Origin of the sequence: Kitasatospora sp. NPDC059160 (assembly GCF_042755465.1) — a bacterium.
Taxonomy (GTDB): domain Bacteria; phylum Actinomycetota; class Actinomycetes; order Streptomycetales; family Streptomycetaceae; genus Kitasatospora.
The window spans coordinates 1-6,052 of record NZ_JBHZCN010000210.1 but is presented as its reverse complement, the minus strand read 5'-3'; the positions used below and the strand labels follow the sequence as shown (position 1 = coordinate 6,052).

7 protein-coding genes and 1 tRNA gene are annotated in these 6,052 nt (G+C 71.3%); 2 read left to right on the top strand and 6 right to left on the bottom strand.

All coding sequences use genetic code 11. The features are described from left to right. Positions 1-119: 119 nt before the first annotated feature. Positions 120-719, bottom strand: a complete 600-nt coding sequence (locus tag ACFXOZ_RS41845; RefSeq protein WP_375897262.1) for a hypothetical protein — start codon at positions 717-719, stop codon at positions 120-122. Between the two features lie 363 nt (positions 720-1,082). Between ACFXOZ_RS41845 and ACFXOZ_RS41840 the strand changes: the two genes are divergently transcribed. Beyond that, the gene (locus ACFXOZ_RS41840) at positions 1,083-1,292 is read left to right on the top strand and encodes a DUF5703 family protein (protein WP_350517275.1); all 210 of its coding nucleotides are present in this window, start codon (positions 1,083-1,085) and stop codon (positions 1,290-1,292) included. 182 nt (positions 1,293-1,474) lie between these two features. Here the strand turns inward: ACFXOZ_RS41840 and ACFXOZ_RS41835 are convergent, their stop codons facing one another. The 3 genes from ACFXOZ_RS41835 to ACFXOZ_RS41825 all read right to left on the bottom strand — a co-directional run bounded on the left by ACFXOZ_RS41835 (position 1,475) and on the right by ACFXOZ_RS41825 (position 4,505). After that, a complete protein-coding gene (locus ACFXOZ_RS41835) occupies positions 1,475-2,329 on the bottom strand; it encodes a chaplin (RefSeq protein ID WP_380595294.1) in 855 nt (284 codons plus the stop codon). 317 nt (positions 2,330-2,646) lie between these two features. After that, positions 2,647-2,889 (bottom strand): chaplin, encoded by a 243-nt coding sequence (locus tag ACFXOZ_RS41830; RefSeq protein WP_375897268.1) that lies wholly within the window; start codon positions 2,887-2,889, stop codon positions 2,647-2,649. A 284-nt stretch (positions 2,890-3,173) separates the two neighbouring features. Continuing rightward, positions 3,174-4,505: a M20/M25/M40 family metallo-hydrolase gene (locus ACFXOZ_RS41825; protein WP_360246117.1), complete on the bottom strand. Its 1,332-nt coding sequence runs from the start codon at positions 4,503-4,505 to the stop codon at positions 3,174-3,176. A gap of 303 nt (positions 4,506-4,808) precedes the next feature. Between ACFXOZ_RS41825 and ACFXOZ_RS41820 the strand changes: the two genes are divergently transcribed. Next, a tRNA-Leu gene (locus ACFXOZ_RS41820) sits at positions 4,809-4,893 on the top strand. A gap of 232 nt (positions 4,894-5,125) precedes the next feature. Here ACFXOZ_RS41820 and ACFXOZ_RS41815 read toward each other — a convergent pair. Both ACFXOZ_RS41815 and ACFXOZ_RS41810 read right to left on the bottom strand, forming a co-directional pair. Then, positions 5,126-5,869: a TetR family transcriptional regulator gene (locus tag ACFXOZ_RS41815; protein ID WP_375897271.1), complete on the bottom strand. Its 744-nt coding sequence runs from the start codon at positions 5,867-5,869 to the stop codon at positions 5,126-5,128. An 87-nt stretch (positions 5,870-5,956) separates the two neighbouring features. Next, the coding region (locus tag ACFXOZ_RS41810; protein WP_157849844.1) for an acyl-CoA dehydrogenase family protein at positions 5,957-6,052 on the bottom strand (96 nt) is incomplete at its 5' end.

Below are 6,052 nucleotides of genomic sequence, written 5' to 3'. Positions count from 1 at the left end.
CTCACTTCCCCGCGGCTGGGGCCGCCGCCCGCCGAGACCCGCGGACCCCCCCCACACCACCTACGTGGCGCGGGGCCCGCCGGGTTCCCGGGCCCCGCCCCTCACACGTTCGTCCGACGTCAGTCGTCCGGGTCCTCGTCGTCGTAGACCTCGCTCACGTCGAACCGGCAGATCAGCAACTGCGGGTCCGCGTGCTCGAAGGGCTCCGGCAGCCACTCCCCCGGCTCGGTCGGCTCGGCCGCCGCCACCCAGAGCGTCGAGTCCGCCTCCTCCAGGCCGAACTCCTCACTGCGGGCGGCGATCTCGTCCGGCTCGTACTCGCCGAACAGCACGCCGATCGCGGAGTTCACGCCGCCGGCACCCCCCGGGGTCAACGACTCGTCGAGCCGCTCGGCCTGCGCGCGCAGCCGCTTGGGGTCGACCACGTGGTAGTCGCGGCGGATCAGCACGCTGATCGCCTCGGGCTGCTCCGGGCCGTGGTAGCCGCCCGGTCCCTCGTCGCCGGGGATCTCGAAGGGGGTGACCTCGTCGTAGACCTCGTACAGGAGTTGGTCGTAGGCGATGGCCGCCGTCGCGAGCTGCTCGTAGGCAGCGGTGACGGCGGGATCATCAGCTGCGTTGGGGCTTGACACCGCTTCCAGATGACGGTCGATGGCGGCCTTGACCGCCTCAGCGGCGGCGCGTACCTCGGCAATGGTGGGCTGCGCGGCATCAGACATGGTGCAGACGCTATCTCCCCGCGGCGCCGGTACGCACAGCGGTTGTCACCTACACCCGCGATTTCACCGCAACTTCCCCCCTGATGTCCGATTCCGTGCGTTCTGTCCCCCACCGGGACCGGCGCGGGGCGGGCGCAGAGGGCGCGCAGGCGGTCCGGCGGGGCCGTCCGGGTACCGCTTCGCGCGCCGGTATCGGGGTATCCCCTCCACAGCAGCAACAGAACTGATGCACTGTCAGACGGGCCTCCGGACCGGGCGCCGTCGAACCGCCGCACCGGGGCGGGAGGACGGCCGGAAATACCCCGGCCGACTGTCCGGGGCAGGCCGTAGGCTTGCGTGCAGGTGATCCTCAGGAGGAGCGTTTTGACCCCACCGAAGCCGGTCCGGCAGCCGGAGTACGAGTACCAGTCGCTGCGCATGCCGCGCGGTACCACCCGCAACGCGGCGCGCCAACTACTCACCGAGCACGCCGAGTACGGGCACTGGGAGCTCGACCGACTGCGACTGTTCCCCGACGGCAGCCGGACGGTCCGACTCAAGCGACGGATCATCCGGCAGATCCGGAGCTGGTGACGGGCGGGGCACCTCACCCCGAGTCGCCGCACACCGAACCAGCGCGCACCGAACCAGTGCGCGCCGAGACTTCACGCATCCGCGGCCGCCCGGTTCGAACCGGGCGGCCGCGGGTGCGTCCGTTCATCTGTTCAGCTGTTCACCCTGCCCGTCGACAGCAACCGCGAGCGGGTCCGGTGGACTCAGCGGGCGCCGGCGCGGGCCCGGCGGTAGAGCACGCCGCCGCCGATCAGCAGCGCGAGCCCGGCGGCGCCGAGCATCTCCACGTCACCGGCGCCGGTGTGGGCGAGCTCGCTGTTCGCGGCGACGCTCTGGGCGGCCGGGGCGCTGGTGCGGGCGGCGGCCGGGACGGCCTGGGTGCCGCCGTTGCTCGACGGCTGGGCGACCGGGGTGCTCGGGGTGACACCGGTCGACGGGCCGCCGTTGCGCGGGCCGCCCGTGCCGGTGTCGCCACCGGTCGACGGCGGCGGGGTGTGGCCCTCGGGGCAGTCGTCGGTCGGCTTCGGGGCCGGGTTCGGGGCGGGGTGGGCCACGTTGCCGCACTCGTTGCCGAAGGCCGGGTTGCCGACGCCCACCACGTTCACGGAGTTGCCGCAGGCGTTGACCGGGACGTGCACCGGGGCCTGGACGCTGTTGCCGGAGATCACCCCGGCCGAGTTCGCCGCGGCACCGCTCGCGGAGGCACCGGAGGCGGAGGAGCCCCGGGAGGCACCCGCACCGGAACCGGCGACGCCCCCGGGGTGGCCGCCCTGGCCGCCCTGGCCGGGCCGCGGGGCGGCGTGGCGGCCGCCGCCGGAGGCATTGGCACAGTGGTTGCCGTACGTCGGGTTCAGGGCGCCGATCACGTCGACCGTGTTGCCACAGGCGTTGATCGGTACCTCGACCGGCACCTGCACCGAGTTCCCGGAGGCGACACCCGGTGATCCTGTGGCACCCCCCTGCGCCTCGGCGCCCGCGTAGGCGTAGCCGGCGGTCGAGGCCAGCACGCTGCCGGTGGCCACGGCAGTGAGGATCCCCTTCTTGGCGACATTCCTCATGATTTCCCCTGACGTTTCGAGACGGCGTGGCGACCTTGGCATGAACTCGTATGAAAGTCGGAATTTCCGTATATCCGGAAATCGCGCAAGGCCTTTGACTGCACAGGAGTCAACGAGAGGCCAACGGGGAGGTTGAGCCGAACGAAGCAGCTTCACCCGATCGAGCGATCTGGGCGTTCGAACCTTGTCGAGTCCGGTTCGCCAAGGCCCCTGGTATGCAGAAGCCCCGGCACGCAAAGGCCCCCGGCGCGGCGCGTCCGCCGCCCGGGGGCCGTACCGAGCCCGGCTCAACGGGCCTCAGCGGCCCGGAGGTCGGCTCAGAAGTTGGCGCAGTGGTTGCCGAACGCCGGGTTCAGCACGCCGATCACGCTGACGGTGTTGCCGCACAGGTTCACCGGCACGTGGACCGGGACCTGGACCTGGTTGCCCGAGACGACACCCGGGGAACCTGCGGCCACACCCTCGGCACCGGCACCGCCGTGAGCGGACGCGACACCGGCGGCGGCGAGCACCAGGCCACCGGTGGCGGCGGCGACAGCGGCGATCTTCTTGATCTTCATCATTCCTCCTGTACGGACAACGCAACCCGTTCGGCGGGCTGCAAAGGAATGAACGACGCTGCGGCAAACGGGGTACGGAACAGATTTCCCATTCACCCGCAACGGTGATCCTTCGCACAGACGACCGGCGCTGAATGGCAAGCAGAATCGTTTCTGTTGATCGCTTTCCACCCGTCCCACAATCATGCGCTCCGACAATGCGGTCGGCCCGCCCCCGGCAGTCCGGGAGCGGGCCGACCCAGTCGCCTGATCAGCAGACGTCGATCGATCGGTCGGTCGATCGATCAGCAGGCGTCGATGAAGCGGTCCAGCACCCGGACGCCGAACTTCAACCCGTCCACCGGCACCCGCTCGTCCACGCCGTGGAACATCCCGGCGAAGTCCAGCTCCGGCGGCAACTGCAACGGCGCGAAGCCGAAGCAGCGGATGCCCAGGTCCTGGAAGGACTTGGCGTCCGTCCCGCCCGACAGGCAGTACGGCACCGCCCGGGCGATCGGGTCCTCCGCCCGCAGCGCGGTCTGCATGGCCTCGACCAGCGCGCCGTCGAAGTCGGTCTCGATCGCCCGGTCCGAGTGCAGGCTCTCCCGCTTCACGCGCGGGCCCAGCACGCTGTCCAGCTCGGCGAGGAACTCCTCCTCGTAGCCGGGCAGGAAGCGCCCGTCCACGTGGGCGGTGGCCTGACCGGGGATCACGTTCACCTTGTAGCCGGCGCCGAGCATGGTCGGCTGGGCGGTGTTGCGGAACGTGGTGCCGATCATCTTGGCGATGCCGCCGAGCACGCGGACCACCTCGTCCATGTCCTCCGGGTCCAGCCGGTACCCGAGGACGTCCGACAGCTCGTCCAGGAAGGCCCGCACGCTCGGGGTGATCCGCAGCGGGAACTTGTGGCGGCCGAGCCGGGCGACGGCCTCGCACAGCTCAGTGATCGCGTTGTCGTCGTTCGACATCGAGCCGTGCCCGGCCCGGCCCTCGACCGTCAGGCGCATCCAGTGCATGCCCTTCTCGGCCGTCTCCACCAGGTAGAACCGGGCCTGGTCGTTGACGGTGAAGGAGAAGCCGCCGACCTCGCCGATGCCCTCGGTCACGCCCTCGAACAGCTCCGGGTGCTTGTCCACCAGGAAGCGGGCGCCGTACGTGCCGCCCGCCTCCTCGTCCGCGAGGAAGGCGAGCACCAGGTCGCGCGGGGGCTTGCGGCCGGTGCGCAGCCGGTCACGGACGACGGCGAGGGTCATCGCGTCCATGTCCTTCATGTCGACCGCGCCGCGCCCCCAGACGCAGCCGTCGGCGATCTCGCCGCCGAAGGGGTCGTACGTCCAGTCCGCGGCATTGGCCGGCACCACGTCGGTGTGGCCGTGGATCAGCAGGCCGGGACGGGACCGGTCCTCGCCCTCGATCCGGACCACCGTCGAGGCCCGCCCCTTGGCCGACTCGAAGATCTGCGGCTCGATCCCGAACTCCGCGAGCTGCTCGGCCACGTACTCGGCCGCCTTGCGCTCGCCCGGGCCGGAGCCGTCACCGTAGTTGCTGGTGTCGATCCGGATCAGATCGCGACAGATCTCGGCGACCTCCGACTCAGCCGTCACCTTCGGCGCCGCCGACTCGCTCCGCTCGCTCACGGTCACTCCTCGTCTTTGGCCCGCACCGACGCACCAGCGCGCCACCCCCAGGACCTGCACCCGGGCCGTACGAGCACGTCCGCCCATCCTCCCCCAGCCCTCGATCGCGATCCACCCCCCGCACGCCCCCGAAACCCGCTGGTCACACCCCCGCCACAGACCACCCCCCGCCCCCGCCGCCAGCCCCGCCACCAGCACGTCCGCCCGCTCCGGAGCCGTTTTGGGAGCTCAAGCCGATCTTTGCTACAGTTACATCTGTCAGCGCGACGGACGAGAGATCGGAAGCCGCGAGGGCGACACCTAGTCCGGGTGGCGGAATGGCAGACGCGCTAGCTTGAGGTGCTAGTGCCCTTTATCGGGCGTGGGGGTTCAAGTCCCCCCTCGGACACCGACGAGAGAACCCCAGTTGATCTGGGGTTCTCTTTGTTTTGCGGGACTTTGCCGGCGGCCGGGGCGCGGGCGGGCGGGCAGCGGCGCGCACAGCGGTGGGACCGACGGACGATCGGTCAGGAGGGTGCGCGGGAAGGCGGATCGGGGCCGGCGGCCCGTCGGATTCCGCCGTGACCCGGCCGTCGTGACCCGACCGCCGTGGCCCGATCGTCGTGACCCGACCGTCGTCGTCAGATCCGGCGGGAGTCGCCGATGGCGCTCTCGATGCCCTGGACCATCCGCCAGAGCGGCGCGTGGCGGCTGGCGACCAGCACGACCACGTCGTCGCCCGGGCCCTCGCCCTCCTGGGCCGCGTCGGCGGGGCGGTCGCTCCAGGTGGAGGTGACGAAGGCCATCGCCGCGTCCACCTCGGCCACCCAGTCGCTCTCGCCGCCCGAGCGCAGCCAGGTGCGCAGGGCGTGGTTGTGCGCGGCGACCACGGCGGCGGCGATCACGTCGGCGCGCAGCGGGCCGTCCGGGCGGGCGGCGAAGCGGCCGCGCAGGTAGGCGGCGAGGGTGTGCTCGTAGCGCCAGACCACCGACAGCTCGTACGCGCGCAGGCCGGGGACCTTGCGGGTGAGGCGGTAGCGCTGGACGGAGAAGGAGGGCTGCTCCGCGTACATCCGCAGGACCAGGCGGGCCGCCTCGCAGGCGTGCCGGACCGGGTCCTCCTCACCGCTGCCGGACTCCAGGAACTCCGTCATCTCGGCGAGGCTGCGCTCGTGGTCGGGGAAGACCACGTCCTCCTTGGCCGGGAAGTAGCGGAAGAAGGAGCGCCGGCCGACACCGGCGAGCGAGACGATGTCGTCGACCGTCGTCTGCTCGAAGCCGCGCTCCAGGAAGAGTTCGAAGGCCGCGGCCACCAGCGCCTCGCGCATGGCCGGCTTCGAGGGCCCGTCGTTCATGGGCAGGTCCTGCTCTTCCTTCTCGCTCATTCTCCGGAACTTAGCATCGGCGCGACGGGGCGGCCCCGACGGCCGGTCGGCTGGACCGGCCGGCCGTCGGGGCCCGTCGGGCCGTCGTTACGGCAGGTTGCGGGCCATCACGATCCGCTGGACCTGGTTGGTGCCCTCGTAGATCTGGGTGATCTTCGCGTCCCGCATCATCCGCTCCACCGG

Excerpts from the sequence above, each read along its gene's own strand:
- ACFXOZ_RS41835 (WP_380595294.1), bottom strand. The coding sequence starts at position 2,329 with ATGAGGAATGTCGCCAAGAAGGGGATCCTCACTGCCGTGGCCACCGGC.
- ACFXOZ_RS41815 (WP_375897271.1), bottom strand. The coding sequence starts at position 5,869 with ATGAGCGAGAAGGAAGAGCAGGACCTGCCCATGAACGACGGGCCCTCG.
- ACFXOZ_RS41830 (WP_375897268.1), bottom strand. The coding sequence starts at position 2,889 with ATGAAGATCAAGAAGATCGCCGCTGTCGCCGCCGCCACCGGTGGCCTG.
- ACFXOZ_RS41845 (WP_375897262.1), bottom strand. The coding sequence starts at position 719 with ATGTCTGATGCCGCGCAGCCCACCATTGCCGAGGTACGCGCCGCCGCT.